Source organism: Methylobacterium sp. AC433, from assembly GCF_979253015.1.
In genome coordinates this window covers 79,892-104,251 of record NZ_CEEDBN010000006.1, presented here as the reverse complement: position 1 = coordinate 104,251, position 24,360 = coordinate 79,892, and the positions used below count along the sequence as shown (strand labels likewise).

Annotated in this window: 26 protein-coding genes; 21 read left to right on the top strand and 5 right to left on the bottom strand. The window is 70.6% G+C overall.

Features of this window, described 5'->3' with window-relative positions:
- Positions 1 to 111 precede the first annotated feature (111 nt).
- The 14 genes from lepB to radA all read left to right on the top strand — a co-directional run bounded on the left by lepB (position 112) and on the right by radA (position 12,731).
- Positions 112 to 912 (top strand): signal peptidase I, encoded by an 801-nt coding sequence (gene lepB / locus AC0IWM_RS11385; RefSeq protein ID WP_056467527.1) that lies wholly within the window; start codon positions 112 to 114, stop codon positions 910 to 912.
- Between the two features lie 13 nt (positions 913 to 925).
- Positions 926 to 1,720 (top strand): ribonuclease III, encoded by a 795-nt coding sequence (gene rnc / locus AC0IWM_RS11380; RefSeq protein WP_471755009.1) that lies wholly within the window; start codon positions 926 to 928, stop codon positions 1,718 to 1,720.
- Between the two features lie 7 nt (positions 1,721 to 1,727).
- The gene (era, locus tag AC0IWM_RS11375) at positions 1,728 to 2,702 is read left to right on the top strand and encodes a GTPase Era (protein WP_471755250.1); all 975 of its coding nucleotides are present in this window, start codon (positions 1,728 to 1,730) and stop codon (positions 2,700 to 2,702) included.
- A gap of 127 nt (positions 2,703 to 2,829) precedes the next feature.
- Entirely contained in the window at positions 2,830 to 3,750 is a 921-nt protein-coding gene (locus tag AC0IWM_RS11370; RefSeq protein WP_471755007.1) for a class I SAM-dependent methyltransferase, read from the top strand.
- Between the two features lie 14 nt (positions 3,751 to 3,764).
- Complete coding sequence (locus AC0IWM_RS11365; protein ID WP_471755248.1) at positions 3,765 to 4,502, top strand: pseudouridine synthase; 738 nt, start codon at positions 3,765 to 3,767, stop codon at positions 4,500 to 4,502.
- A 66-nt stretch (positions 4,503 to 4,568) separates the two neighbouring features.
- Positions 4,569 to 4,832: a PepSY domain-containing protein gene (locus AC0IWM_RS11360; protein ID WP_471755005.1), complete on the top strand. Its 264-nt coding sequence runs from the start codon at positions 4,569 to 4,571 to the stop codon at positions 4,830 to 4,832.
- The gene (locus AC0IWM_RS11355) at positions 4,829 to 5,263 is read left to right on the top strand and encodes a lysozyme inhibitor LprI family protein (RefSeq protein WP_471755003.1); all 435 of its coding nucleotides are present in this window, start codon (positions 4,829 to 4,831) and stop codon (positions 5,261 to 5,263) included. Before AC0IWM_RS11360 ends, AC0IWM_RS11355 begins: the two co-directional genes overlap by 4 nt.
- 312 nt (positions 5,264 to 5,575) lie before the next feature.
- Positions 5,576 to 6,055 carry a 30S ribosomal protein S6 gene (gene rpsF / locus AC0IWM_RS11350; protein ID WP_056190048.1) on the top strand — a complete coding sequence of 160 codons (480 nt, stop codon included), beginning with the start codon at positions 5,576 to 5,578 and terminating at the stop codon, positions 6,053 to 6,055.
- Positions 6,056 to 6,058: 3 nt separating this feature from the next.
- Positions 6,059 to 6,358 carry a 30S ribosomal protein S18 gene (gene rpsR, locus AC0IWM_RS11345; RefSeq protein WP_471755001.1) on the top strand — a complete coding sequence of 100 codons (300 nt, stop codon included), beginning with the start codon at positions 6,059 to 6,061 and terminating at the stop codon, positions 6,356 to 6,358.
- A 158-nt stretch (positions 6,359 to 6,516) separates the two neighbouring features.
- The gene (locus AC0IWM_RS11340) at positions 6,517 to 7,530 is read left to right on the top strand and encodes a DUF2232 domain-containing protein (protein WP_471754999.1); all 1,014 of its coding nucleotides are present in this window, start codon (positions 6,517 to 6,519) and stop codon (positions 7,528 to 7,530) included.
- Positions 7,531 to 7,559: 29 nt separating this feature from the next.
- Positions 7,560 to 8,123, top strand: coding sequence for a 50S ribosomal protein L9 (gene rplI, locus AC0IWM_RS11335; RefSeq protein WP_056467515.1), 564 nt, complete (start codon positions 7,560 to 7,562; stop codon positions 8,121 to 8,123).
- Between the two features lie 290 nt (positions 8,124 to 8,413).
- Entirely contained in the window at positions 8,414 to 9,901 is a 1,488-nt protein-coding gene (locus tag AC0IWM_RS11330) for a replicative DNA helicase (RefSeq protein ID WP_056467512.1), read from the top strand.
- Positions 9,902 to 10,132: 231 nt separating this feature from the next.
- A complete protein-coding gene (gene alr, locus AC0IWM_RS11325; protein WP_471754997.1) occupies positions 10,133 to 11,245 on the top strand; it encodes an alanine racemase in 1,113 nt (370 codons plus the stop codon).
- 49 nt (positions 11,246 to 11,294) lie between these two features.
- Complete coding sequence (radA, locus tag AC0IWM_RS11320) at positions 11,295 to 12,731, top strand: DNA repair protein RadA (protein ID WP_471754995.1); 1,437 nt, start codon at positions 11,295 to 11,297, stop codon at positions 12,729 to 12,731.
- Here radA and AC0IWM_RS11315 read toward each other — a convergent pair.
- Entirely contained in the window at positions 12,728 to 13,417 is a 690-nt protein-coding gene (locus AC0IWM_RS11315) for a queuosine precursor transporter (protein WP_471754993.1), read from the bottom strand. The two genes, radA and AC0IWM_RS11315, sit on opposite strands and share 4 nt — an antisense overlap.
- 165 nt (positions 13,418 to 13,582) lie before the next feature.
- On the opposite strand from AC0IWM_RS11315, the gene AC0IWM_RS11310 reads away from it, so the two are divergent.
- The 5 genes from AC0IWM_RS11310 to AC0IWM_RS11290 all read left to right on the top strand — a co-directional run bounded on the left by AC0IWM_RS11310 (position 13,583) and on the right by AC0IWM_RS11290 (position 18,169).
- Complete coding sequence (locus AC0IWM_RS11310; RefSeq protein WP_056467503.1) at positions 13,583 to 14,188, top strand: CvpA family protein; 606 nt, start codon at positions 13,583 to 13,585, stop codon at positions 14,186 to 14,188.
- Between the two features lie 108 nt (positions 14,189 to 14,296).
- The gene (gene purF, locus AC0IWM_RS11305) at positions 14,297 to 15,787 is read left to right on the top strand and encodes an amidophosphoribosyltransferase (protein ID WP_471754991.1); all 1,491 of its coding nucleotides are present in this window, start codon (positions 14,297 to 14,299) and stop codon (positions 15,785 to 15,787) included.
- A 7-nt stretch (positions 15,788 to 15,794) separates the two neighbouring features.
- Positions 15,795 to 16,544, top strand: coding sequence for an SDR family NAD(P)-dependent oxidoreductase (locus AC0IWM_RS11300; protein WP_471754989.1), 750 nt, complete (start codon positions 15,795 to 15,797; stop codon positions 16,542 to 16,544).
- Between the two features lie 40 nt (positions 16,545 to 16,584).
- On the top strand, positions 16,585 to 17,004 hold the full coding sequence (locus tag AC0IWM_RS11295; RefSeq protein WP_056467493.1) for a dihydrofolate reductase: 420 nt from the start codon (positions 16,585 to 16,587) through the stop codon (positions 17,002 to 17,004).
- Between the two features lie 37 nt (positions 17,005 to 17,041).
- Positions 17,042 to 18,169, top strand: coding sequence for a carboxylate-amine ligase (locus AC0IWM_RS11290; protein WP_471754987.1), 1,128 nt, complete (start codon positions 17,042 to 17,044; stop codon positions 18,167 to 18,169).
- Between the two features lie 34 nt (positions 18,170 to 18,203).
- On the opposite strand, the gene der is transcribed toward AC0IWM_RS11290, so the two are convergent.
- The 3 genes from der to AC0IWM_RS11275 form a co-directional block, all read right to left on the bottom strand.
- Positions 18,204 to 19,562: a ribosome biogenesis GTPase Der gene (gene der / locus AC0IWM_RS11285; RefSeq protein ID WP_056467488.1), complete on the bottom strand. Its 1,359-nt coding sequence runs from the start codon at positions 19,560 to 19,562 to the stop codon at positions 18,204 to 18,206.
- A gap of 46 nt (positions 19,563 to 19,608) precedes the next feature.
- Complete coding sequence (locus tag AC0IWM_RS11280; RefSeq protein ID WP_056467485.1) at positions 19,609 to 20,322, bottom strand: tetratricopeptide repeat protein; 714 nt, start codon at positions 20,320 to 20,322, stop codon at positions 19,609 to 19,611.
- Between the two features lie 118 nt (positions 20,323 to 20,440).
- Positions 20,441 to 21,049 (bottom strand): NnrU family protein, encoded by a 609-nt coding sequence (locus AC0IWM_RS11275; protein WP_056467482.1) that lies wholly within the window; start codon positions 21,047 to 21,049, stop codon positions 20,441 to 20,443.
- A gap of 128 nt (positions 21,050 to 21,177) precedes the next feature.
- Between AC0IWM_RS11275 and AC0IWM_RS11270 the strand changes: the two genes are divergently transcribed.
- On the top strand, positions 21,178 to 22,362 hold the full coding sequence (locus AC0IWM_RS11270) for a hypothetical protein (protein WP_471754985.1): 1,185 nt from the start codon (positions 21,178 to 21,180) through the stop codon (positions 22,360 to 22,362).
- On the opposite strand, the gene AC0IWM_RS11265 is transcribed toward AC0IWM_RS11270, so the two are convergent.
- On the bottom strand, positions 22,346 to 23,257 hold the full coding sequence (locus tag AC0IWM_RS11265) for a LysR family transcriptional regulator (RefSeq protein WP_471754983.1): 912 nt from the start codon (positions 23,255 to 23,257) through the stop codon (positions 22,346 to 22,348). The genes AC0IWM_RS11270 and AC0IWM_RS11265 overlap by 17 nt on opposite strands.
- A 100-nt stretch (positions 23,258 to 23,357) precedes the next feature.
- Between AC0IWM_RS11265 and AC0IWM_RS11260 the strand changes: the two genes are divergently transcribed.
- Positions 23,358 to 24,356 (top strand): aldo/keto reductase, encoded by a 999-nt coding sequence (locus AC0IWM_RS11260; RefSeq protein ID WP_471754981.1) that lies wholly within the window; start codon positions 23,358 to 23,360, stop codon positions 24,354 to 24,356.
- Positions 24,357 to 24,360 lie beyond the last annotated feature (4 nt).

The following is a 24,360-nucleotide window of genomic DNA, read 5'->3' as shown; positions in this document are numbered from 1 at the left end:
GAGGCCCCGCGTTGCGGCGCCTTTCCGCATGGTCTATGCCGCCGGTCGACCGTCGACGACGGAAGCCGCCCGGAATCCGGGTGCCAGCGTCGATCCGGAGATGGCAGCCAGATGGAACGTGCCCGCGTGGACCAGCAGACCAAGCATGACCTGAAGGCTGCTGACACCGGCACCTGGGCGAGCATCAAGGAGACGCTGAAGGTCGGCGGACAGGCGCTGCTGATCGCCCTCGTGGTGCGTACGCTGCTCTTTCAGCCCTTCAACATTCCCTCGGGCTCCCTCGTCCCGACGCTTCTGATCGGCGATTACCTGTTCGTCTCGAAATATTCCTACGGCTACTCGAAGTACTCCCTGCCCCTGAGCGAGTACCTGCCCTTCACGGCCGATGGGCGGATCTGGGCGGCCGAGCCCAAGCGCGGCGACATCGCGGTGTTCAAGCTGCCGAAGGACAATTCCACCGACTACATCAAGCGGGTCATCGGCCTGCCGGGCGACAAGGTCCAGATGAAGGCCGGGCTGCTCTACATCAACGACGTGCCGGTGAAGCGTGAGAAGATCGCGCCCTTCGAGACCACCGGCCCCTACGGCGAGCAGGCCAAGGCCGAGCAGTATCTCGAGACCCTGCCCAACGGCGTCACCCACCGGGTGATCGAGCGCGACGGCGACAACGGCTACTGGGACAACACCGAGCCCTACACCGTGCCGCAGGGCCGCTTCTTCATGATGGGCGACAATCGCGACAACTCGACGGATTCGCGCGATCTGGCCAATGTCGGCTTCGTGCCGTTCGAGAACTTCGTCGGCCGCGCCGAGATGATCTTCTTCTCCATCGACGAAGGCACGCCGGCGTGGCAGATCTGGAACTGGCCGGCGAAGGTGCGCTGGAACCGGCTGTTCACGACCATCCACTAGGACGTTACGCATTGTGACCGAAGAGGCGCGTCCCTCCAGCCGGGCGCGGCGCGCGCCCCGTCCGAAGCCCGACCTCGCGGTGCTCGAGGCCCGGATCGGCCACGCCTTCGCCGACCCGAAGCTGCTCGCCCAGGCGCTCACCCACGTGAGCAAGGCCGGCGGCAACGGCCGCCTCGGCAGCTACCAGCGCCTGGAATTCCTCGGCGACCGCGTCCTCGGCCTCGCCATCGGCGACCTGCTCTACGCGGCCTTCCCGCAGGCCGACGAGGGCGAGCTCTCGCGGCGCCTGGCCGGCCTGGTCCGGCGCGAGACCTGCGCCGCCGTCGCCACCGCCTGGGACGTCGGCCCGCACCTCGCCCTCGGCCCCGGCGAGGTCCAGAGCGGCGGGCGGCGCAACCAGACCATCCTCGCCGACGTCTGCGAGTCGATCCTCGGCGCCGTGTTCCTCGATGCCGGCTACGAGGTCGCCAAGGGGATCGTCAACGCCGCCTTCACCCCCGACACCGACACGGCGGCCCCGCGCGGCCGCGACGCCAAGTCGGCCCTGCAGGAATGGGCGATGGCCCGTGCCCTGCCGATCCCGGCCTACGACGTTGTGGACCGCTCCGGGCCCGACCACGCGCCGGTGTTCCACATAGCCGTGCGCGTCGAGGGGTTGGAGGCCGGCATCGGCGTCGGCCCCTCGAAGCGTCTCGCCGAGCAGGAGGCCGCCCGCCTCGTGCTGGAGCGCGAGATCACCGGCCCCGATCCCTCACGAACCAAGGAGACGTCGGCGGACGTCGCCGAAGGACATGCCCCAGATGCCTGACGTCGATATGCCCGACGACGATTTCGACGGCGACGACGACTTCGCCCCGCCGCCGCTGCAGCCGCTGCCCGCGGTGACGATGCCGGAGAACACCACCGCGGGCTTCGTCGCGCTGATCGGAATTCCCAATGCCGGCAAGTCGACGCTGCTGAACAGCCTCGTCGGCACCAAGGTCTCGATCGTCTCGCGCAAGGTGCAGACCACCCGCGCCCTGGTGCGCGGCATCGTCATGCACGAGACCGCGCAGATCATCCTCGTCGACACGCCCGGGATCTTCGCGCCGAAACGGCGCCTCGACCGCGCGATGGTGCATTCGGCCTGGAGCGGCGCCTCGGATGCCGACGCCGTCTGCCTGCTCATCGACGCCCGCAAGGGCGTGACCGAGGAGGTCGAGGCGATCCTGGCCAAGCTGCCGGCCGTGAAGCGCCCGAAGGTGCTGATCCTCAACAAGATCGACCTGATCCCGCGCGACCGCCTGCTGGCCCTGGCCGCCTCCCTGAACGAGCGGATCCCGTTCCAGCACACCTTCATGGTCTCGGCGCTCAACGGCGACGGCATCGAGGCGCTGAAGACGACGCTGGCCGGCATGATGCCGAAGAGCCCCTGGCTCTACCCGGAGGACCAGGTCTCAGACGCGCCGATCCGGATGCTGGCCGCCGAGATCACCCGCGAGAAGCTCTACGACCGCCTGCACGAGGAGCTGCCCTACCGCTCCACCGTCGAGACCGACCAGTGGCAGGTGCGCCCCGACGGCTCCGTGCGGATCGAGCAGACGATCTTCGTGGAGCGCGAGAGCCAGCGCTCCATCGTGCTCGGCAAGGGCGGCCAGACCATCAAGGCCATCGGCCAGGCGGCCCGCCACGAGATCGCGGAAGCGGCCGAGCAGACGGTGCACCTCTTCCTGCACGTCAAGGTGCGCGAGAACTGGGCGGACGATCCGGCGCGCTACCGGGAGATGGGTCTGGAGTTCCCGCGCGGCTGAGCATGGGCTATGAGAAAGGGAGATCGACGCCGCGGCGATTCTTGTCGCGCGCTGGCCGAGCCTCCCGATTTCCTGTCACGCCCTGAGCCGTCGAGGCGCGCGCGCCGTCGCGCCGGATCCCGTTACGATGTCCACCATGCCTGTCTCGGAAGCCGTCTACGGCGCGCCGCCCCTGGAACTGGTGGAGGTGCCCCCGCACGCGGCGCAAGTCTCGCCCCTGAGCCCCGGGGCGGCCCGCCTCGAGGATCTGGCGCCCGCGAGCCTGGAGCGCCTCGACGTGCTGGCGCCGGCCGGGACGATCGAGCGGCGCTACGTGCTGGCGCTCGGGCTGAAGGCCCTGCGTCCGGGCGGGCGCCTGACGGCGCTCGCGCCGAAGGATCGCGGCGGCAGCCGCCTCGCCAAGGAGATCACCGGCTTCGGCTGCACGGTTCAGGAGGAGGCGCGGCGCCATCACCGGATCTGCGTCGCCATGCGTCCGGAGGCGGTCGCCGGTCTCGAGGACGCCCTCCACGAGGGCGGCCCGCGCCACATCGACAACCTCGCCCTCTGCACGCAGGCCGGGATCTTCTCCTACGACCGCCTCGACCCCGGCACCGCTCTCCTCCTCGCCAACCTGCCGCCGCTCGCCGGCAGCGGCGCCGATTTCGGCTGTGGCCTCGGCATCCTGGCCCGGGCCGTCCTGAACTCCCCGAAGGTCACGGCCCTGACGCTGATCGACCTCGACCGGCGCGCCATCGAGATGGCCAGGCGCAACGTCAGCGATCCGCGCACCACCCTGCGCTGGGCCGACATCCGCGCCGGCGGCCTCGGCCTCGCGCGCCTCGACTTCGTGGTGATGAACCCGCCCTTCCACGATGGCGGGGCCGAGGACCAGGCCCTCGGCCAGGCCTTCATCGGCCGGGCGGCGGAAGCCCTGCGGCCGGGGGGCAGCCTCTGGCTGACCGCCAACACCCACCTGCCCTACGAGGCGCCCCTCAAGGCGGCCTTCAAGAGCGTGGAGCTGCGGGCCTCGGCCGGCGGCTACAAGATCTACGAGGCGCGCCGGTGACGCGGCCGGTCAAGATCGCGCAGCTGCGCCTCGACCGGCTGCTCGCCAACATGGGCTACGGCTCGCGCCGGGAGATCGCGCTCCTCACCCGTGCCGGGCTCGTGATCCTTGACGGCGCAGCCCTGCGCGACGCCGACCAGCGCATCCCGGTCACGCCCGACCTCGCGCAGCGGATGACCGTCGACGGCGACCCCCTCGACCCGCCGCCCGGCCTGACCCTGATGCTGCACAAGCCGCTGGGCGTCACCTGCTCGCACAAGGAGGCGGGTCCCCTCGTCTACGGCCTGCTGCCCGAGCGCTGGCGCCGGCGCGACCCCGCCCTCTCGACGGTCGGCCGCCTCGACAAGGAGACCTCCGGGCTCCTGCTCCTCACCGACGACGGCGCTTTGCTGCACCGGATCATCGCCCCGAAGGCGAACGTGGCCAAGCGCTACCGCGTCACCCTGGACCGCCCGCTGACGGGCAGCGAGGGCGCGGCCCTCGCCTCCGGCACGCTGATGCTGGAGGGCGAGGAGAAGCCGCTCCTGCCGGTGGAGTTCGAAGCCGAGGGCGAGACCGGCGCGGTGGTGACCCTGCACGAGGGGCGCTACCATCAGGTCCGGCGGATGTTCGCGGCGCTGGGCAACCACGTCACAGCCCTGCACCGCGACCGCGTCGGCGGCCTCGGCCTGCCGGACGACCTGTCGCCCGGGGAGCACCGCGTCCTCGGCGAGGCCGAGATCGCCGCGATCTTCGCGGGCGACGCGGCCTGACCGGCCCGGAACCGGATTTTTCGCGACCCGTTGGATCGGCAAACGCCAACCCGACGGATGGACCGCATGAACCGATTCTCGACGCTCCTCCTCGCGCTCGCCCTCAGCACGGGCCAGGCCGGCCTCGCCCTGGCCGATACGCCGGGCGCCGACTGGATGCCGGCCGATCAGGTCAAGCAGAAGCTGATGGCCGCCGGGTACACCAGCATCACCGAGTTCGAGGCCGATGACGGCCATTGGGAGGGCGAGGGCGTGAAGAACGGCGTGAAGATGCAGTTCCATGCCGACCCGAAGACCGGCGCGATCCTCTCGGAGAAGCCCGACAAGTGAGCCGAATAATCGAACGCGCGGCGCGGGGCCTGGGCCTCGTCGCGCTGGGGCTGATCGGATGTTCCGCCCCGGCCGCCGCGGGCGAGCCCCATCCCTGCACGATGCGCCCGACGCAGGTCGATCGGACCCTGTGTATCGCGGATGCTCTGAAGGCCGCGGACGCCGACCTGAACCAAGTCTATCGGGCGCTGAACGACCGGCTCGACACCAACGGGAAGCGGAACCTGGTGGCGGCCGAGCGGGCCTGGATCGCCTTCCGCGACCGGGAATGCGATCTGCGCACCGGCTACGACACCGTCGATCTCGCCAACAACGGCACCCTCGCGCCCTACCTCGTCGGCGATTGCCGGCTCGACCTGACGCGGGCGCGGACCACGGAGCTGCGCCGTCAGCTGACATGCCCGGGCGGCGACCTGTCCTGCGCGCCATAGGCTCCGGAGGGCGGGTCGGGCCGTTCCCGAGGCCCGCGCCGCCTTGCCAATCCCGGCCGACTCGTTTATGCGCCACCCCTCGCGTTCGCTCCGGCTGGGGGCTGAACGGACGGTGCCGATTCCATCGGCACAGGGCCTGACCCTGAAGAGGGTTTTCCCGTCGTCCCGTGTCTCCGCCTTCGATCAACCGCTCGGGCCTTCAAACGGCTCGAAGGGCTTGGCGCCGGGCGATTGCGTATGAACCGGCCCGACGCTCCCTTTCCCGCACGTTCACCGTGCCGTCGGGTCCCTTTGGATATGAAGGGCCCGTTAATGCCTCTCTACGAACACGTCTTCCTGGCGCGCCAGGACGTGACGGCCCAGCAGGTCGAGACCATGGTCGAGACCTACAAGGGCGTCATCGAAGCCAATGGCGGCAAGGTCGAGAAGATCGAGATGTGGGGCGTGAAGTCCCTCGCCTACCGCATCAAGAAGAACCGCAAGGCGCATTTCACGCTCCTCAACGTCGACGCCCCCCCGGCGGCGCTCGCCGAGATGGAGCGCCAGATGCAGATCTCCGAGGACGTCCTCCGCTTCATGACCGTCCGCGTCGAAGAGCTCGAGTCCGAGCCGTCGGCGATGATGCAGAAGCGCGACCGCGACGACCGCAAGGATCGTGAGCGCGGCCGTCGTCGTGACGACGAGGGCTTCGGCGGTGGTGGTGGATTCGGCGGCGACCGCGATCGCGGCGACCGTGGTGACCGCGGCGACCGGGGTGACCGCCCCGAGCGCAGCTTCGGCGGGGAGGCTTAAGTCATGGCATTTGGTGCTGGACCCGGTGCGCCCGCCGCTGGCGGAGCTGGTGGTGGTGGTGGTGGTGGTGCGGGCGGCGGACGCCGCCCCTTCTTCCGTCGTCGGAAGACCTGCCCCTTCTCGGGCGCGAACGCGCCCAAGATCGACTACAAGGACGTCAAGCTCCTGTCGCGCTACGTCTCCGAGCGCGGTAAGATCGTGCCGTCGCGCATCACGGCGGTGTCGGCCAAGAAGCAGCGCGAGCTCGCCCAGGCGATCAAGCGCGCCCGCTTCCTCGGTTTCCTCCCCTACGTGATCAAGTAAGGACGATCGCCTCGGTCCGGGCCTTCCGGACCGAGGCATCGGCGCATGCCCGGCATGCGCATTCGTACCGGCCCTCCTGAACGGGTGCCGGGAGTCGTTGGGGCGACAAGGTTCGCCTCTAACCCTGCCCGGAACGGGACAGTGGGACAGCGGGATCGATGACACAGTTTCTCGGCATCGGTATCGGCGCGGGCCTCGTCTCCGCCCTCCTCTTCGGCGTCCTGCTGAAGGCGACGGCTCTCGCGATCCTGCTCTACCTGCTCGCCCCGCTCCCGATCCTGATCGTGGGGCTCGGCTGGAGCCACCGGGCCGCCCTGGTCGCCGCCGTCACCGGCGCGCTGGCCCTCGCCCTCGTGGTGCAGCCCTTCCTCGGCCTCGGCTTCTTCGCCTATCTCGCCCTGCCCGCCTGGTGGCTCGCCTATCTGGCCCTGCTCGGCCGGCCCGGCGCCGACGGGACGATGGAATGGTACCCGACCGGGCGCCTGCTCGCCTGGACCGCCGGGACGGCCGGCCTCGCCTTCGTCGCCATCGCGGTGATCGCCGCACCGAACTACGAGACCTTCCAGTCCCAGCTGCGGGGCATGACCCGGACGCTGATCCAGGTCCGGGTCGACCGCGCCGCCAATCCGGGCGCTCCGATTCCGAAGCCGGCCGCTCCCGAGTCCGGCGCCGAGGTTCCGGCCGAGCCGGGTCCGCAGGATCCCGCCGAGGCGACCCGGACCGAGGTCGCCAACGCGCTGGCCGCCATCGCACCGGGCCTGGCCACCCACGGCCTCACGGTCCTCCTGACCTTCTACCTCTGGGCGGCGGCCCGCATCGTGCGCATCTCCGGGCGCCTGCTCCGCCCCTGGCCGGACCTCGCCGCGACGATGATGCCGCGTCGCGTGATGGCCGTGCTGGCGGGCGCGATGCTGCTCGGGCTGGTGCCGGGCTATCCGGGCGTGCTCGGCATCGCCGTGGCGGGGGCGCTCAGCGCCGCCTTCGCGATCCAGGGCCTCGCCGCCTTCCACGACCGCAGCCGAGGCCGGCCCGGGCGCCTCGCCCTCCTGTTCGGCCTCTACCTGATCCTCTTCTTCACCCAGGGCGTCGCCCTCCTCGCCCTGACCCTGTTCGGCATCGCCGATACCGCCCTCGACCGCCGCCGTCCCCGCGACGCGGCCGGACGACCCTGACCCTCCCCGCAAACCAAAGGACCTAGACCATGGAAGTCATCCTCCTCGAGCGCGTCGCCAAGCTCGGCCAGATGGGCGAGACCGTGAACGTGAAGCCGGGCTACGCCCGCAACTTCCTCCTCGCCCGCGGCAAGGCCCTGCGCGCCACCGAAGGCAACAAGAAGCACTTCGAGACCCAGCGCGCCCAGCTCGAGGCCCGCAACCTCGAGCGGAAGTCCGAGGCGCAGTCCGTCGCCGAGACCCTCGAGGGCAAGAGCTTCGTGCTGATCCGCCAGTCGGGCGAGACCGGCGTGCTCTACGGCTCGGTCTCGACCCGCGACCTCGCCGAGGTCGTCACCGCCGACGGCTTCTCCGTGGGCCGCGACCAGTTCGCCCTCAACCAGCCGATCAAGACCCTGGGCCTGCACACCGTCCCGGTCGTGCTGCACCCCGAGGTCGAGGTCAGCATCACGGTGAACGTCGCCCGTTCGCCGGAAGAGGCCGAGCGTCAGGCCCGCGGCGAGTCGACCACCGAGCGTGAGGCGTTCAACCTCGACGACCTCGGCCTCGAGGTCGGCGCCGCCCTCGCCGAGGCCGGCGACGACCGCGAGTAATCGCGTCACAGGTCGGTGAACAATGGGGATGACCGCCCTTAGCGGTTGACTAGTTCCTCGTTTGTTCCAGCATGGACGCCCGTCATCCGCGAGGATGGCGGGCGTTTCCGCGACCGGTCCCCAGGCCGCCCTGCCCCGGCGGGCGGCCATGACGGGACGCGAGGCCGCAAAGCGCGAATCGGCTAAGGTTCGGCTAACCATGCCGGCGCCATGGTCGGGCGATAGCGACGCGCGGCGGCGGACCACCGCGCGGACGTTTGAATCGACGAGTCGGAGCCTCGAATCAGCCCATGGCCCTGCCCAACGCCCTGACGGCCAACCTTCAGCCCGTCGCGCAGGAATTCCGCGTCGCGCCCCACAACATCGATGCCGAGCAGGCCCTGCTCGGCGCGATCCTGGTGAACAACGACGCCTATTACCGGATCTCGGACTTCCTCCTGCCCGAGCACTTCATGGAGGACGTCCACCGCAAGATCTTCGAGGTCGCGGCGCAGCTCATCAAGGCCGGCAAGCTCGCCACGCCGATCACCCTGAAGACCTACCTGGGCGATGCCGATCTCGGCGGCCAGACGGTGATGCAGTACCTCGCCCGCCTCGCGGCCGAGGCCACCACCGTGATCAATGCCGGCGATTACGGCCGCACCATCTACGACCTCGCCATCCGCCGCCGGCTCATCACCATCGGCGAGGACCTCGTCAACGGCGCCTACGAGGCGCCCGTCGAATCCTCCCCCCGCGACCAGATCGAGGGGACGGAGCGGCGGCTCTACGAGCTCGCCGAATCGGGCAAGTACGACGGCGGCTTCCAGAAGTTCTCCGAGGCGCTCACCACCGCCGTCGACATGGCCGCCAAGGCCTACCAGCGCGAGGGCAAGCTCTCGGGCATCGCCACCGGCCTGTCCGACCTCGACGCCAAGATGGGCGGCCTGCAGCCGTCCGACCTCATCATCCTCGCCGGCCGCCCGGCCATGGGCAAGACTTCGCTCGTGACCAACATCGCGTTCAACATCGCCAAGGCCTACCAGGGCGAGAAGGGTCCGGACGGCGTCGTGAAAACCGTGAACGGCGGCATCGTCGGGTTCTTCTCCCTCGAAATGTCGGCCGAGCAGCTCGCCACCCGTATCATCGCCGAGCAATCGGGCGTGCCGTCCTACAAGATCCGCCGCGGCGACATCCAGCCGGCGGAGTTCTACAAGATCACCGATGCCGCCCGGGACATGCAGACCATCCCGTTCTACATCGACCAGACCGGCGGCATCTCGATCGCGCAGCTCGCCGCCCGTGCCCGCCGCCTGAAGCGGCAGAAGGGCCTCGATCTCCTCATCGTCGACTACCTGCAGCTGCTCTCGGGCTCGGGCAAGCGCAGCGACAACCGCGTGCAGGAGATGACCGAGATCACCACCGGCATGAAGGCGCTGGCCAAGGAGCTCGCCGTGCCGATCATCGGCCTGTCGCAGCTCTCCCGTCAGGTCGAGAACCGCGAGGACAAGCGCCCGCAGCTCTCGGACCTGCGTGAATCGGGCTCCATCGAGCAGGACGCCGACGTGGTGATGTTCGTGTTCCGCGAGGAATACTACGTCAACAACAAGAAGCCCCGCGAAGGCACCGAAGAGTTCTTCGCCTGGGAGGCCGAGATGAACCGCGTGCACGGCAAGGCGGAGGTCATCCTCGGCAAGCAGCGCCACGGCCCCACCGGCACGGTCGAGCTCCAGTTCGACGCCAACATCACGCGCTTCTCGAACCTCGCGCAATCCGATCGCCTGCCGGAGCAGATGTAGGCCGGCGGCTCCCGGATCGATGATCTTCCGTGCCTCGGACGAAGCTGGGAGCCACGCCGTCCCGGGGACGCGAAGCGGAGCCCGGGCTCCGGAAACGCAGGTGGTTCGACGCCTCACGCCGTCGGCGGCTCTGGCTTCCGGGCTCGCCGTCGGCACCCCGGAGTGCCGGTGTGCTATGGCTTTCCACGTGCGAGCGCGGTGCTGCCGTCGGATGGCCGCGCAGTGAATGAAATGGATCAGACGATCGAACAGCCAGCGACCCACGGCGCCCGCCTGACCATCGATCTCTCGGCCATCGCCGAGAATTGGCGACGACTCGGCGCCCAGGCGCCGGAGGCGGCCTGCGCCGCCGTGGTCAAGGCGGACGCCTATGGCTGCGGCCTCGCCCGGGTCGCGCCGGTGCTGTGGGCGGCCGGCTGCCGGACGTTCTTCGTGGCGCATCTCGGCGAGGGGATCGAGGCGCGGGCGGTCCTGCCGGGGGCCAACATCTACGTGCTGAACGGCCTGCTGCCCGGCCTCGGTCCCACGCTCGTCGCGCACGACCTGCGCCCCGTCCTCGGCAGCCGGGACGAACTCGCCGAATGGGCGGCCCTGGCGCGCTCCGTCGGACGGCCCCTCCCGGCGGCCCTTCACGTCGATACCGGGATGAACCGCCTCGGCCTCTCCCTGCCCGAGGCCCTGGCGCTCTCGGGTGATCCGCTGATCGAACAGGCCGGCATCGGCCTGCTGATGACCCACCTCGTCAGCGCGGAACTGACGAGCGATCCGGTCAATGCGCGCCAGATGGCCGATTTCGCGCGGGTTCGCGCCGCCTTTCCCGGTGTCCCGGGCTCCTTCGCCAATTCCTCCGGGATCTTCCTCGGCGAGGCGGCGCATCACGACCTCCTGCGGCCCGGTTACGCCCTGTTCGGCGGGAACCCGACCCCGTGGAAGCCCAACCCGATGCGTCCGGTGGTGCGCCTGGAGGCGCGGGTCGCGCAGATCCGCGACGTCGCTCCCGGCGAGACCTGCGGCTATAACGGCCGCTGGCGGGCACCCGAGCAGCGGCGGCTGGCGACCCTGTCGATGGGCTACGCCGACGGCTATCCGCGCGCGGCGAGCGGACGCGGGGTCGCCCTGGTCGACGGCGTGCGCTGTCCGATCCTCGGGCTGATCTCGATGGATCTCATCATCATCGACGTGACCGACGCGCCGGACGTGCGGCGCGGCGCGACCGCCACGCTGATCGGCGAGGCGCTCGACGTCGACGCGGTCGGGCGGGCCGCCGGCACCATCGGCTACGAGATCCTGACGGGACTGGGTTCTCGCTATGTTCGCCATTATGTGACAGGACACGACGCCTGAGACCTGCCTGACGGGGCGGCGTCGGATCGTCCCTTCCAGCGGAATCGCGATGGCCAAGATCCAACAGACCTTCGTCTGCCAGTCCTGCGGGGCGGTCTACAATCGCTGGCGCGGGCGCTGCGAGGCCTGCAACGGCTGGAACACCATCGTCGAGGAGACCGGCGCCACCGGCCCGCAATCCGGCCCGGTCAAGACGCGCCCGAACCGCGCCCGCGGCCGGGTCTTCGCCCTGGAGGGCCTGACCGGCGAGGTGAAGGAGGCCCCGCGCATCCCCTCGGGCATCAACGAACTCGACCGCGTCACCGGCGGCGGCTTCGTGCGCGGCTCGGTGATCCTCCTCGGCGGCGATCCCGGCATCGGCAAGTCGACCCTCCTGATGCAGGCCTCCGCCGCCATGGCCCGCACCGGCGAGCGCGTGGTCTACATCTCGGGCGAGGAGGCGGTGGCGCAGGTGCGCCTGCGCGCCGAGCGACTCGGCCTGTCCTCGGCGAACGTGGAACTCGCGGCCGAGACCAACGTCGAAGACATCGTCGAGACCCTGTCGCAGGGACGGCCCCCGGCCCTCGCGATCATCGACTCGATCCAGACGATGTGGACCGAGACGGTGGAATCCGCCCCCGGCACGGTCACGCAGGTGCGCGGCTCCGCCCAGACCCTGATCCGCTTCGCCAAGACCACCGGCACGGCGGTGATCCTCGTCGGCCACGTCACCAAGGACGGGCAGATCGCCGGCCCCCGCGTGGTCGAGCACATGGTCGACGCCGTCGCCTCCTTCGAGGGCGACCAGGGCCACCATTTCCGCATCCTGCGCGCGGTGAAGAACCGCTTCGGTCCCACCGACGAGATCGGCGTGTTCGAGATGACCGATGGCGGGCTCGCCGAGGTGCCCAATCCCTCCGCCCTGTTCCTGGCGGGGCGCGACCACGCCGCCCCCGGAACCGCGGTCTTCGCCGGCATGGAGGGCACGCGGCCCCTGCTCGTGGAGATCCAGGCCCTCGTCGCCCCCTCCTCCCTCGGCATGCCGCGTCGGGCCGTGGTCGGCTGGGACCCGAACCGCCTGTCGATGGTGCTGGCCGTGCTGGAGGCCCATGGCGGCATTCGCCTGGGCACCCACGACGTCTACCTCAACGTGGCGGGCGGCCTGCGCATCTCCGAGCCGGCGGCCGACCTCGCGGTCGCCGCGGCCCTGGTCTCGTCCCTGTCCGGGGCGACGCTGCCGCCCGAGACGGTCTATTTCGGCGAGATCGGCCTCTCCGGGGCGGTCCGTCCGGTGGCGCAGGCACCGGCCCGGCTCAAGGAGGCCCTGAAGCTCGGCTTCGCCAAGGCCGTGACGCCGCAGGGCCGTGGCGAGGGCGGCGACAATGCCCTGTCGACGGAGGCCCTGCGCCACATCGCCGACATGGTCGCGGGCATCGCCAGCAACGGTCCGCGCCGGGGCGCCCAGCGGCGCGGCCACAACCCGCCCGATTACGGCGACGACGATTAGGTCTTCAGGCGGAACGGGTTGAAGTCGGTGTCGCGGTCGTCCGCATCCTCGCCCTCCTGCCGCTTCAGCCAGCGGATCAGCGGCAGGCTCAGGGGCAGGGCGACGATTTCCCAGAGTACCTTGAGGACCCAGGCGCTGAGCCCGATGCGGATCAGGTCCGCCGCCGCGAAGGTGCCCGCGAAGGCGATCGTCACGAACAGCGCGGTATCGAGGGCCTGTCCGAACACCGTCGAGGCGACGAGCCGCGCCGCCAGGTGGGCGCCGGCGAAGCGCAGCTTCAGCTTGGCCAGCACGTAGGCATTGACGAATTCGCCGACGAGGTAGGCGGCCATGCCGGCGAGCGCCAGGCGCGGCGTCGCTCCGAGCACGGCCTCGAAGGCGGCCTGATGCGGCCAGAACGGTGCCGGCGGAAGCGCCGCCGCGATCGTGTAGCTCCCGATCCAGACGATCTGCGCCGCGAACCCCGCCCACACGACCCGTCGGGCGCTGGCATAGCCGTAGACCTCGGTGAGGATGTCGCCGAACAGGTAGGAGAGCGGGAAGACGATCACCGCCGCGCTGAAGGTGAGGCCGGCCAAGGAGACGATCTTGCCGGCCAGGATCAGCGAGACGATCAGCACACCACTGAACAACCCTGCGATGGGCACGAGGTATTGCCGTCCGGAGACGCGCGACGATGCGGTCATGTCACCCTCGCGCCGCCGAGAACAGGCGCCGAGCCCGGGCGGGATTGGGCCTTCACGCCAGGGTGACGGCCGAGTTTCCGCAGGATATACAGGGCCGCGGCCGGGGGAAGCCGCACGATCCGATCATCGTCGCCGCTCCGCCCCATGAAGTGACAATCGTCAGAGATGCCGTTCTCCGTTCTCGATCTCGTCGTGCTGGGTATCGTCGTGGTCTCGGCGCTGTTGGCTGCCGTGCGCGGTGCGACCCGCGAGGTGCTCGCCATCATCGCCTGGGTCGCGGCCGCCGCCATCGCCTGGAAATTCCATCCGCTGCTGCTGCCCACCGTCAGCCAGCATGTGACGAACGCCACCGTCGCCCTGGTGGCCTCGATCGCCGCGATCTTCCTCGTGACGCTGATCGTGGTGTCCATCATCACCGTGAAGGTGTCGGACATGATCCTCGATTCGCGCATCGGCGCGATCGACCGGTCGCTGGGCTTCCTGTTCGGGGCCGGCCGCGGCTTCCTGATCTGCGTGATCGGCTGGGTGTTCCTGGCCTGGCTGGTGCAGGGCAAGATGCCGCCCTGGGCCTCGGAGGCCCGCAGCCGGCCGATGCTGGAGAAGTCCGGCGACGCCCTGGTGGCGCAGCTGCCGGAGAATCCGGAAGGTCTGCTCAAGCAGTTCAAGAAGCCGAAGGGCGAGGCGCCGGCCGACCCCGTCGAGCCGCCGGAGGGCGAAATCCCGGCCCAGCGCCGCACCGAGGCGCCAGCCACGCCCGCCCCGCGACGCTGACCTGCGTCGCCGCGCGCTTGGTTGCGGCGCGAAGGCCGATTACATGACGGCTTCTTGACGGTGCCTGGGCGGGGATTCGTGCGGGGCCAAGCAGGGAACGACATCATCATGTCTGTAGCCAAGTCGAGCGCCCGCCCCCCCGTCGAGGTCGTGGACGGGCTCGACCGCGACGGCGATACGCTGCGCGAGGAATGCGGCGTCTTCGGCATCTTCGGCCATCCGGATGCCTCCGCCATCGTCGCCCTCGGCCTGCACGCCCTGCAGCATCGCGGCCAGGAGGCGGCCGGCATCGTCTCCTTCGACGGCGCCGTGTTCCATTCCGAGCGCAGGCCCGGCCTCGTCGGCGATTCGTTCTCGGACCGCTCGACCATCGAGCACCTCGAAGGCCCGGCCGCCATCGGCCACGTCCGCTACTCCACCACCGGCGGCACCATCCTGCGCAACGTGCAGCCGCTCTTCGCCGAGCTCGCCAGCGGCGGCCTCGCCGTCGCCCATAACGGCAACCTGACCAACGCCCTGTCGATCCGCCGCGATCTCGTGCGCGACGGCGCGATCACCCAGTCGACCTCCGACACCGAGGTGATCCTGCACCTCGCCGCGCGCTCCCGGGCGCCGCGCATCGTCGAGCGCTTCACCGAGGCCCTGCGCCAGATCGAGGGCGCCTACGCCATCGTGGCCCTGACCAACAAGAAGCTCATCGGCGCCCGCGATCCCCTGGGCATCCGCCCCCTGGTGCTCGGCGAGCTCGACGGCCGCTACATCCTCGCCTCCGAGACCTGCGCGCTCGACATCATCGGCGCCAAGTTCATCCGCGACGTCGAGAACGGCGAGATCGTGGTGATCTCGGAAGAGGGCATCGAGTCGATCCGCTTCGCCCCGGCGCAGCCGATGCGCCCGTGCATCTTCGAGTACATCTACTTCGCCCGGCCGGATTCGGTGGTGAACGGCAAGAGCGTCTACGCCGTGCGCAAGAACATCGGCCACGAGCTCGCCCGAGAATCGGCGACCGCCGCCGACGTGGTCATCCCGGTGCCGGATTCGGGCGTGCCGGCGGCGCTGGGCTTCGCGCAGGAGACCGGCCTGCCCTTCGAGATGGGCATCATCCGCAACCACTATGTCGGGCGCACCTTCATCCAGCCGACCCAGTCGGTGCGCGAGCTCGGCGTGCGCATGAAGCACTCGGCCAACCGGGCGGTGGTGGAGGGCAAGCGCATCGTGCTGGTCGACGACAGCCTCGTGCGCGGCACCACCTCGGTGAAGATCGTGCGCATGATGCGCGAGGCCGGCGCCCGCGAGGTGCATTTCCGGATCGCCTCGCCGCCGATCACCTACCCGGACTTCTACGGCATCGACACGCCGGAGCGGGAGAAGCTGCTCGCGGCCACCCACGACCTCGAGGGCATGCGCCGCTACATCGGCGCCGATTCGCTGGCCTTCCTGTCCATCGACGGGCTCTACAAGGCCATGGGCGAGGCGCGCCGCGACGAGGCCTGCCCGCAATACACCGACCATTGCTTCACCGGCGACTACCCGACCGGCCTGACCGACCTCGCCATCGCCGGTCCGCGCCGCCTCGCCATGCTCGCCGAAGCCGATTGAGCGCAGGATGACCAGCCCGACCCAGCCGCTCGCCGGCCGCCTCGCCGTCGTCACCGGCGCCTCGCGCGGCATCGGGCGCGCCGCCGCCCTCGCCCTGGCGGAGGCCGGCGCCCACATCGTCGCCGTCGCCCGGACGCAAGGGGGATTGGAGGAGCTCGACGACGCCATCCGGGGCGTCGGCGGGAGCGCCACCCTCGTGCCCCTCGACCTGACGGATTACGACGCCATCGACCGCCTGGGTGCGGGCATCCACGAGCGCTGGAAGCGGCTCGACATCCTGGTCGGCAATGCCGGCATCCTCGGCAACCTGACGCCAATCGGGCACGTGACGCCGAAGACCTGGGCGCAGGTGATGGAGATCAACGTGACGGCGAATTACCGCCTGATCCGCTCGTTCGATCCGCTGCTGCGGGCCTCCGATGCGGGCCGGGCCATCTTCGTCACCTCCGGCGCCGCGCAGAAGTGCCGGGCCTATTGGGGACCCTACTCGGTCTCCAAGGCAGCCCTCGACGCGCTGGTCCGCACCTATGCGGCGGAGACGGCCACGACGCCCGTGCGGGCCATGCTGCTCAACCCCGGCCCCCTGCGGACCGCGATGCGCAAGGCGGCGATGCCGGGCGAGGACGAGATGACCCTGAAGACCCCGGACGACCTCGCGCCGCACTTCGTGCGCCTCGCGAGCCCGGACTTCGCGGAATCCGGCAAGATCTACGACTTCCCGAGCGACCGCATCCTGACGCCGCAGATGGCGTGCTGACGCCGGACGCCGTCCCGCCTCCCCGCTCCCCGAGACGCCCATGATCGACGTTCGCTGCATCTGCGCCATCGGCCTTCGCGGACAGCTCGGCCTCAACGGGCACCTGCCCTGGGAGGGCAACACCGACCCGCTCTTCGTCGAGGACGTGACGCGGTTCTTCGCCGTCACCATGGGGCACGTCCTGATCGCCGGGCCGAAGACGATCGCGTCGGTGCCGGACTTCGCGTTCAAGGACCGCACCATCGACGTCATCCGCAGCCACGAGGACCCGGAGGCCGTGCTGGCGCGCTATCCCGGACGACGGATCTTCGTCGGCGGCGGCATCGCGGTCTGGGACGTCTACGCGAAGTACATCCAGCACTGGGACATCACCCGGCTGCCCTATGACGGCGAGGCCGACCGCTGGTTCGACCCGGCCTGGCTCGTCGGTGGCCCGGCGCGGGCACAAACGGGCGCCTGACGGGTTGAGGGGAGCGACCCATTCCACAAGGCTCCCGATGACCTCGACTCCCTATCGTTTCGGCATCGAGGAGGAATACTTCCTGGCGGATGCCGAGACGCGCGGCACGCCGCGCCGCTCGGTGAAGCCCTTCCACGTCCAGGCCGGCGAGGAACTCCCCGAGATCGGGCGCGAATTGCTGCAGTGCCAGGTCGAGGTCTGCACGCCGCCCTCCACCGACTTCGCGCAGGCGCGCGACGTCCTCGCCCGCCAGCGCTCGGCCCTGGCCAAGCTCGGGCGCGAGCACGGCCTCCTGGTCTTCGCGGCCGGCACCCATCCGGTGGCGGACTGGGCGCGCCAGCTGCCCACCAAGGGCGACCGCTACCGCGGCATCCTGCGCGATGTCGGCCTCGCCGGCCGCCGCAGCCTGATCTGCGGCATGCATGTCCACGTGGAGGTGCCCGACCCCGACGCCCGGGTCGACCTGATGAACCGGCTCCTGCCCTACCAGCCGCTGCTGCTCGCCCTCTCGGCCTCGTCGCCGTTCTGGCAGGGCAAGCCGACGGGGCTCAGCGCCTATCGCCTCAGCGCCTTCGGCGAACTGCCCCGCACCGGCCTGCCGGACCTCTTCGCCGATCAGGCCGCCTACGAGCGCTACGTCCGCATCATGACCCGGGCGGGCTCGATCCAGGACGCGAGCTTCCTGTGGTGGTCGCTCCGCCCCTCGATCAAGTTCCCGACCCTGGAGCTCCGCATCGCCGATTCCTGCACCCGGCTGGAGGACGCCCTCACCATCGCGGCCCTCTACCGCTGCCTCGTCCGCCTCGTGGTGCGCCGGCCGGACCTCGATGCCGGGCTCGACGGCGTCTCGCGGGCGCTCGCCCAGGAGAACCTGTGGCGCGCCCAGCGCAGCGGCACCGAGGCGGAGCTGATCGACGAGGCGAGCGAAGAGGCCCTGCCCTTCGCGCAGGCGCTCGAAAACCTGCTCGCGCTCATCGCGGAAGACGCCGCGGCCCTCGGCTGCGAACGGGAAGTCGCGCAGGCCCATCTCATCGTCGAGCGCGGCACCAGTGCCGGGCGCCAGATCGCGACCTTCGAGGCGACCCGCAACGGCGACACCTCGAACCGTCAGGCCCTCGACGCCGTCGTGGATTGGCTGGCGGAGACGACGGGCGGAGCGGCCTGACCCCAGGCCTCGGCGCTGAGGCCCGCCTCCGGCCTCAGCCCTTGTTCTCCCGGTCGAACGGGTTCTTCGAAGTTCGGAGCGAGAGCCGGATCGGCGTCCCCGGCAATTCGAACGATTCGCGCAGGCCGTTGACGAGGTAGCGGGTGTAGGATTTCGGCAGGCCATCGAGCTGGTTGCCGAACAGGGCGAAGTGCGGCGGACGGCTCTTCACCTGGGTGGCGTAGCGGATCTTGATGCGGCGGCCCGAGACTGCCGGGGGCGGATTGCGCTGCAGCGCCTCGCTCAGCCAGTCGTTGATCCGCGAGGTGGAGATGCGGGTGCTCCAGATCGACTCGGCGTTGGTCACCGCCTGCATCAGCTTGTCGATGCCCTCGCCGGCGAGGCCCGAGAGCGGCACCACGGCGACGCCGCGGACCTGGGGCAGCAGGCGCGTGCAATCCTCGCGCAGCTTCTTCAGGAGACCGTTCTGGTCGGCGACGAGATCCCACTTGTTGAGGCCGATCACGAGGGCGCGGCCCTCGCTCTCGATCAGGTCGACGATGGTCAGGTCCTGCTTCTCGAACGGGATCGTGGCGTCGAGGAGCACCACCACCACCTCGGCGAAGCGCACGGCGCGCAGACCGTCCGAGACGGCGAGCTTCTCGAGCTTGTCGTCGATGCGGGCTTTGCGGCGCATGCCCGCCGTATCGTGCAGCTTGATCCGGCGGCCGCGCCACTCCCAGTCGAGGGAGATCGAGTCGCGGGTGATGCCGGCCTCGGGACCGACGAGGAGGCGTTCCTCGCCGAGCATCCGGTTGATCAGGGTCGACTTGCCGGCATTGGGCCGTCCGACGATGGCGACCTTGAGGGAGCGGTTCGCGGGATCGTCGTCGTACTCCTCGTCCTCGTCGTCGGGCTTCGGCAGCGATTCGATCAGGGCGTCGTGCAACTCGCCGATGCCTTCGCCGTGCTCGGCCGAGAACGGGATCGGGTCGCCGAGGCCGAGGGAGAACGCCTCGTAGGCGCCCGACATGCCGGCGCCCCCTTCCGCCTTGTTGGCGATGAGGATCACCGGGCAGCCGGCGCGACGCACCATCTCGGCGAAGGGCTGGTCGGCCGGCAGCACGCCGGCGCGGGCGTCGATGACGAACAGCACCACGTCGGCCTCGAGGATCGCGGCCTCGGTCTGTGCCCGCATGCGGCCCAGCAGGGAGCCGGGATCGGCTTCCTCGAGGCCGGCGGTGTCGATGATGCGGAAGACGAGACCACCGAAATTGACGTCGCCCTCGCGCCGGTCGCGGGTCACGCCCGGACGGTCGTCCACCAGGGCGAGCTTCTTGCCCACGAGGCGGTTGAACAGGGTCGACTTGCCGACGTTCGGCCGTCCGACGATCGCGACGGTCGGCATATCCATGGTGTGCTCGTTTCAGTCAGGCGTCCGTGAGAAGCGGGTCGAGGGCTCAGCGCGTGACGGGGGGGGGAGCGGCCGGCGCGGCGGGCGCCGCGGCGGTCACGGCGACGGGTCCGCCGGCCACCAGGGCCGCGTAGACCTCGATGCGCTGGCGCAGGTTCTGCGGCGTCTGCAGGTCGGCGTTGATCTGGTCGAACCAGCGGCCGGCGCCGTCGTAGTCGCCCCGCTTCAGGGCGACGAGGCCGAGCATCTCGCGGGCCGTGTGGCGGAAGGGGCCGTTCGGGGCCGCGAGACCCTGCAGCGTCGCCAGGGCGGCGTCGGGCTCCGTGCCGTCGAGGCGCAGCAGGGCCGAGCGCAGGCGGGCGAGGTCGCGCAGGCCGGTGCTCACCTTGGTGTCGTTGGCCAGCGCGTCGTACTCGGCCGCACCCGCCTTCGGATCCCGCTTGGCGGTCTCGGTGGCGGAGCGGAAGCGCGCCAGGAGGGCGTAGCCCGACGGCGCATCGCTCTCGATCGCCTCGAAGGCCTTGTCGGCTTCCGCCGACTTGCCCTCGCGGGCGAGGCGGTTGGCGACCTCGAAGCGTTCGGAGGCGGCCTCGGCGCGCACGCGCTGGTCGTGCTGCCAGTAGCGCCAGCCGCCGACGGCGGCCACCACGAGGATCGCGAGGGCGATGATCACGCCGCTGTAGCGGCGCCAGATCTCGGCGACCTGATCGCGGCGATAGTCCTCGTTGACCTCGCGGATGAACTCGTTGTTTTCGGCCATGTCGTCTCACGCCGATCGGGAACCGAGCGGCCGCTGCATGAAGGTGAAGGCCTGCGCCTATCACAGGCGCGGGCCGTTGGCGACCGGCTTCGACGCGGCGCGTCGGTGCGGAGGTGCCTCAGGCCTGGCCCGGCCAGGCGGCGACGCCGATCAGCAGCGGATGCAGGTAGCGGGCGAACGCGAACCAGACCGCGAGGCCGATCACCACCGCCAGGGCATCGTTGCGCCAGCCGGCGGGTGCCGCCGCGGGCCCGGCATGCTGCGCGACCACGGCGCCGGGGGCGAGCGCCCGGCGCTTCGCGCTGATCCGCGCGATGACGGCCCAGGCGAGGAAGCTGCCGAACAGCAGGATCGAGCCGAGGTCACCATTGGCCAACAGGTGCGCCGTGGCCCAGATCTTGACCGCCAGCAGCATCGGGTGCTTGGCGCGCGCCCGGATGTGCCCCGGCAGATAGGCGGAGGCCAGGGCGACGAAGGCCAGGGCGGTCAGGAGCAGGGCCAGGTGGCGGGTCCAGACCGGCGGATCCCACACGGCGATGTAGCCGGACTCGCGATAGAGGTGGAATCCGTAGCCGATGAGCACGAGGCCGAGGAGCGAGGTCAGGGTGTAGGCGAGCTTGTAGCGGCCCTCGCCGACCTCACCGATCACCCGCGCCCGCCGCGCCCGCGCCATGGAGAAGGCGTGCGTGCCGAGGAAGAGCACGAGCCCGAGGATGAGGATCAGCATGGAAGGCCTTCGCGGGGAGGTCGACGGGGGTTCGGGCGGATGTGGATAAGGCCGGGAGCGGACGCGCGCGCACAATCCAACTGTAACGGTTCAAAACGCAATCTGCGGCCGATGTCCAGGCACCCCCGATGACGCGCCCCCTCCCCCTCGCGGCCCGGCTCCTGCTCGGCCTCGTCTGCCTCGCCGCCCCGGCGCGGGCCGCTCCGGAGCCGCCGCTCTCCGCCCTGACCCTGGTCGGCCCCCCGGTGGTGATGTTCAAGGCCGGGCGCGACGCCTGCGACGGCGTCGACGTGCCCGACGCCTCGGCCCGCGCCTTCCGCGAGGCCTCCGGCGCGGTCGCCCTCTTCGGCATGCATTACCGCAACCGTGCCTTTCGCGGCCCCCGCCTCGACGCCCTGAAGCTGGACTGTTCCGTGGTGCTCGAATCCGGCGGCAAGGCCGACCCGGGCGCCTACGACGACGCCTCCTGGATCACCGCCACCTGGACCGAGGACGGGCGTGCCGTCGTGGCCCTCGTCCATCACGAGTACCGCGCCAACGAGCATCCGGGCCGCTGCCGGGCGAAGGACTACATGGCGTGCTGGTACAACAGCGTGGTGGCGGCCGCTTCGACCGATGGCGGACGCAGCTTCACCCGCGCGGCGCCGCCGGTGGTCGTCGCGGGCGCGCCCTTCCGCCAGGAGGTCGGACAGGGCAGCCACCGCGGATTCTTCAACCCGTCGAACATCGTCTCGGACGGGACCTGGCGCTACTTCCTCGCCTCCACCACCGGCTGGACCCTGCCGGGGAGCGACCAATCCGCCGGCGTCTGCCTGTTCCGCACGCGCGACCCGGCCGATCCGGCGAGCTGGCGGGCCTGGACGGGCACCGGCTACACGGCGGCCTTCCCGGACCCCTACGCGAAGCCGGTGAAGGGGGCGGCGACCTGCGCGCCGGTGGCGCCGTTTCCGACCCCGGTGGGCGCCGTGGCGCGCCACCGGGGCAGCGGCGCCTGGATCGCGGTCTTCATGGCCAAGGCCGGGACCGGCTTCCCGCAATCCGGCTTCTACTGGACGACCTCCCGCGACCTCCTGGCCTGGGACACGCCGCGCCTGCTCCTGGCCGGCGCCACCCTGTACGACGATCCCTGCCGGGCGCCCGGCGGGCTCATCGCCTATCCGTCCCTGCTCGATCCCGAGGCCCGGGGCCGCAACTTCGACGATACCGGCGACGCGGCCTTCCTCACCTACGTGACGCTGCGCACCGAGGGCTGCACCATCACCTCCGACCGAGATCTTCTGCGGCGCGACCTGGCGATCAAGGTGTGGCCGTAGGCTCGGTCCGGGGCCGCCGCACGAGGTCGATGAAGGCCTGCAGCGGCGGCGGGATCTGGCGCCGGCCGGCATGGTACAGGAACAGGCCGGGGAAGGTCGGGCACCAATCCGGCATCAGCCGCAACAGGCGCCCGGATGCGAGGTGGTCGCCGACGCCGTCCTCGAACACCAGGCCGAGGCCGAGGCCCGCGAGGGCCGCTTGCACGATCATCTCCTGATCGTTGACGATGAGCGGACCGTCGACGGACACCGTCACGTCCCGCCCGTCCTTCCCGAGCTCCCAGCGATAGATCGCGCCGCCGGGAAAGCGTTGCCGGATGCAGCGGTGACCGGCGAGGTCGGCCGGATTCGTGGGCGACGCGCGGCCGGCCAGGTAGGCGGGGGCGCCCACCAGCGCGAAGCGCTGCGGCCCCCCGAGCGGCACCGCGATCATGTCGCCGGCCAGATGCTCCCCGAAGCGGATTCCGGCATCGAAGCCGCCGGCGACCATGTCGGTCAGCGCGTCGTCCGCCACGACCTCGACGCGGACCCCCGGATGCCGGGCGAGGTAGCGCGCCACCAGCGGCATCAGGACGAACCGGCAGGCCGAGCGCGGGGCGTTGATGCGCAGGGCGCCGCCCAGGGTCTCGCGGAACGCGCCCGCCGCGCCGACAGCCTCGGCGATCTCGTCCAGGGCCGGCCCGATTCGCGCGAGCAGGGCCGCCCCGGCCTCGGTCGGGGCGACGCTCCGGGTGGTGCGATGGAGCAGCCGCACGCCCATCCGGGTCTCCAGTCCCCGCAGGGCATGGCTCAGCGCGGAGGTGGAGACGCCGAGATCGAGGGCGGCCCGCCGGAAGCTGCCGTGCCGGGCGATGGCCGCGAACACGGAGAGGTCGGCCAGATCGGCCCGCTGCATTGATGAACCCCGCTCAACGGTTCGTCCAGGAGTGTTGATCTTATCGCCCTTCGTCCGGCGTGGCACATCATTGCGGCGAACCGCGGATCCAGGAGCCTCCATGCAACGACGTCCTCTCGGCCAGACCGGCCTCACCGTGTCCGTCCCCGGCCTCGGCTGCATGGGGATGTCGGAATTCTACGGCTCCTCCGACGAGACGGAATCCCTCGACGCCCTCGCCGCGGCCCTCGACCTCGGCTACGATTTCCTCGACACCGCCGATACCTACGGCCTCGGCCACAACGAGACCCTGCTCGGCCGCTTCCTGAAGGGCCGCCGCGACCGGGTCGTGCTCGCCACCAAATTCGGCATCGTCCGCCCATCCAACAGCCCGGACGACAGCGCAAAGCGGCGGATCGACAACACGCCGGCCTATCTGACCGCGGCCTGCGAGGCGTCGCTGACCCGGCTCGGCGTCGAGACCCTCGATCTCTACTACTGCCACCGCCGCAATCCGGAGACCCCGCTGGCCGAGACGATCGGCGCGATGGCGCGCCTGGTCGAGCAGGGCAAGGTGCGTGGACTCGGCCTGTCCGAGGTCTCTCCCGAAACCCTGCGGGCCGCCCACGCCATCCATCCGATCGCGGCGGTCCAGAGCGAATACTCCCTGTGGAGCCGGGCGTCCGAGGACGGAATGCTGCAGACCTGCCGCGACCTCGACGTCACCTTCGTGGCATACGCACCGCTCGGGCGCGGCTTCCTCACCGGGGGGTTGGATCCGGCGCAGCTCGCGGCGAACGATTTCCGCAGGGGCAATCCGCGCTTCCAGGCCGATGCCCTGGCCCGGAACCAGGCCCTCCTCGACGGTCTCGCTGCCATCGCGGCCCGCCGGGGCGCCAGTCCAGCCCAGATCGCTCTCGCCTGGCTGGTCGACAAGGCGCCGGGGGTGGTGCCGATCCCGGGCACGCGGCGGGTCGCCCGCCTCGCGGAGAACGCGGCGGCGATGGACCTCGCGCTGACGGCGGCCGAGATCGCCGCGCTCGACGACCTGTTCAGCCCCGGCGCGGTCGCCGGCGCGCGTTACGCCGACGCGGGAACGGCCGGCATCGAGGTGCTGTGACCAT

What these genes read in the sequence shown, in the direction of transcription:
- lepB (WP_056467527.1), top strand. Translation starts at nt 112, where the DNA reads ATGGAACGTGCCCGCGTGGACCAGCAGACCAAGCATGACCTGAAGGCT.
- era (WP_471755250.1), top strand. Translation starts at nt 1,728, where the DNA reads ATGCCCGACGACGATTTCGACGGCGACGACGACTTCGCCCCGCCGCCG.
- AC0IWM_RS11370 (WP_471755007.1), top strand. Translation starts at nt 2,830, where the DNA reads ATGTCCACCATGCCTGTCTCGGAAGCCGTCTACGGCGCGCCGCCCCTG.
- AC0IWM_RS11360 (WP_471755005.1), top strand. Translation starts at nt 4,569, where the DNA reads ATGAACCGATTCTCGACGCTCCTCCTCGCGCTCGCCCTCAGCACGGGC.
- rpsF (WP_056190048.1), top strand. Translation starts at nt 5,576, where the DNA reads ATGCCTCTCTACGAACACGTCTTCCTGGCGCGCCAGGACGTGACGGCC.
- rpsR (WP_471755001.1), top strand. Translation starts at nt 6,059, where the DNA reads ATGGCATTTGGTGCTGGACCCGGTGCGCCCGCCGCTGGCGGAGCTGGT.
- AC0IWM_RS11340 (WP_471754999.1), top strand. Translation starts at nt 6,517, where the DNA reads ATGACACAGTTTCTCGGCATCGGTATCGGCGCGGGCCTCGTCTCCGCC.
- rplI (WP_056467515.1), top strand. Translation starts at nt 7,560, where the DNA reads ATGGAAGTCATCCTCCTCGAGCGCGTCGCCAAGCTCGGCCAGATGGGC.
- AC0IWM_RS11330 (WP_056467512.1), top strand. Translation starts at nt 8,414, where the DNA reads ATGGCCCTGCCCAACGCCCTGACGGCCAACCTTCAGCCCGTCGCGCAG.
- alr (WP_471754997.1), top strand. Translation starts at nt 10,133, where the DNA reads ATGGATCAGACGATCGAACAGCCAGCGACCCACGGCGCCCGCCTGACC.
- radA (WP_471754995.1), top strand. Translation starts at nt 11,295, where the DNA reads ATGGCCAAGATCCAACAGACCTTCGTCTGCCAGTCCTGCGGGGCGGTC.
- AC0IWM_RS11315 (WP_471754993.1), bottom strand. Translation starts at nt 13,417, where the DNA reads ATGACCGCATCGTCGCGCGTCTCCGGACGGCAATACCTCGTGCCCATC.
- AC0IWM_RS11310 (WP_056467503.1), top strand. Translation starts at nt 13,583, where the DNA reads ATGCCGTTCTCCGTTCTCGATCTCGTCGTGCTGGGTATCGTCGTGGTC.
- purF (WP_471754991.1), top strand. Translation starts at nt 14,297, where the DNA reads ATGTCTGTAGCCAAGTCGAGCGCCCGCCCCCCCGTCGAGGTCGTGGAC.
- AC0IWM_RS11300 (WP_471754989.1), top strand. Translation starts at nt 15,795, where the DNA reads ATGACCAGCCCGACCCAGCCGCTCGCCGGCCGCCTCGCCGTCGTCACC.
- AC0IWM_RS11295 (WP_056467493.1), top strand. Translation starts at nt 16,585, where the DNA reads ATGATCGACGTTCGCTGCATCTGCGCCATCGGCCTTCGCGGACAGCTC.
- AC0IWM_RS11290 (WP_471754987.1), top strand. Translation starts at nt 17,042, where the DNA reads ATGACCTCGACTCCCTATCGTTTCGGCATCGAGGAGGAATACTTCCTG.
- der (WP_056467488.1), bottom strand. Translation starts at nt 19,562, where the DNA reads ATGGATATGCCGACCGTCGCGATCGTCGGACGGCCGAACGTCGGCAAG.
- AC0IWM_RS11280 (WP_056467485.1), bottom strand. Translation starts at nt 20,322, where the DNA reads ATGGCCGAAAACAACGAGTTCATCCGCGAGGTCAACGAGGACTATCGC.
- AC0IWM_RS11275 (WP_056467482.1), bottom strand. Translation starts at nt 21,049, where the DNA reads ATGCTGATCCTCATCCTCGGGCTCGTGCTCTTCCTCGGCACGCACGCC.
- AC0IWM_RS11270 (WP_471754985.1), top strand. Translation starts at nt 21,178, where the DNA reads ATGACGCGCCCCCTCCCCCTCGCGGCCCGGCTCCTGCTCGGCCTCGTC.
- AC0IWM_RS11265 (WP_471754983.1), bottom strand. Translation starts at nt 23,257, where the DNA reads ATGCAGCGGGCCGATCTGGCCGACCTCTCCGTGTTCGCGGCCATCGCC.
- AC0IWM_RS11260 (WP_471754981.1), top strand. Translation starts at nt 23,358, where the DNA reads ATGCAACGACGTCCTCTCGGCCAGACCGGCCTCACCGTGTCCGTCCCC.